Source organism: Pedobacter sp. KBW06 (genome assembly GCF_003852525.1).
In the GTDB taxonomy this organism is placed as follows: domain Bacteria; phylum Bacteroidota; class Bacteroidia; order Sphingobacteriales; family Sphingobacteriaceae; genus Pedobacter.
Genome location: NZ_QAJL01000016.1, coordinates 1 through 1,449, shown reverse-complemented (window position 1 = coordinate 1,449; position 1,449 = coordinate 1). Strand labels below are relative to the sequence as shown.

Genomic DNA, 1,449 nt, shown 5'->3' with positions numbered 1-1,449 from the left:
ATATAGATAAGTTTGATCCGATGTTTTTTAGAATTTCCGGAGCAGAGGCAGAGGTGATGGACCCTCAGCAGCGACTGTTTATGGAACATTGCTGGAAGGCGATAGAAGATGCGGCGATCCGGCCTGATTTATTGGCTGCGAGCAGATGCGGTGTTTATGTTGGCGTTGGTGCAAGCGATTATTTAAGCATCCTGGATACGAAGGCTGCATCTGCATTCTGGAGCAACTCCAGTTCAGTTCTGGCCTCGCGGATCTCCTACTTCCTGAACCTGAAAGGTCCTGCAATAGCAATAGATACGGCATGTTCGAGTTCTTTGGTCGCGATTGATATGGGATGTAAGAGCCTGCAAAAAGGGGATACTGACCTGATCATCACCGGAGGAATTACCATCATGAATACCCCCGAATTCTATCTGCTTGCGAACAGGGCAGGCATGTTATCTGCAGATGGGGAATGTTTTACTTTCGATAACCGCGCAAATGGATTTGTTCCCGGAGAAGGGGTTGGAGTGCTGATCCTGAAACGACTGGAAGATGCAGAACGTGATAATGACCAGATCTATGGCCTGATCAAAGGCAGTCTGACCAATCAGGATGGAGCAACGAATGGCATCACGGCACCGAGCGAATTGTCGCAGCGCGAATTGGAAACAGAAGTCTACCGTCAGTTTAACATTCATCCTGAAACCATTAGTTATGTAGAAGCCCATGGTACCGGAACGAGTCTGGGAGATCCGATAGAATTTGACGCGCTGACCGCATCATTCCGGGAGTTTACGGCTAAAAAGCAATACTGTGGGCTTGGAAGTGTAAAAACAAATATCGGTCATACTTTAATGGCTGCGGGAGCCGCCGGAGTCATCAAGATTTTACTTTCCCTGAAAAACCAATTGATTCCACCTACAATTAATTATGAAAACACGAACCCATTGATCGATTTATCAGATAGTCCATTTAAAATTCAGGACAAACCGGAAGTCTGGGCATCTGATGTTGAGCATCCAAGACGTGCCGCAGTAAGTAGTTTTGGCTTTAGCGGAACCAATGCGCACATCGTTATAGAAGAATATCCCGCTAAAAATAAGCCCTCATATACTTCTGATGCAGGAGTGACTATTGTGCTTTCTGCAAGGAACCAGGAAAGGCTTCAACAATATGCAGGTGATCTAAAAAAACACCTGCTTTCCGTTCCGGCGCTCAGTTTACACGATGTTGCCTATACGCTACAGATTGGCCGGGAAGCAATGGAAGAGCGATTTGCCGTAGCCGTAAACCAGATTACTGACCTGATTACCGAGTTGACAAACTTTTTGACTGGTCACACAGGTACATTTTTTACAGGAAGTGTCAAAAAAAATCGTACTGATCGGCATGATGTCAACGGGCAGTCTGAGGCGGAGTTAGCGCGGCTATGGGTTTCAGGTGTCCTGGTTGATTGGGAGGCCTTGT

General features: G+C 46.6%; 1 protein-coding gene. It reads left to right on the top strand.

Translation table 11 applies throughout. From position 1 onward, the window contains the following. Positions 1 to 20: 20 nt before the first annotated feature. Positions 21 to 1,449: type I polyketide synthase (locus tag DBR43_RS33130; protein WP_255420986.1), on the top strand; the 1,429-nt coding region annotated here is incomplete at its 3' end.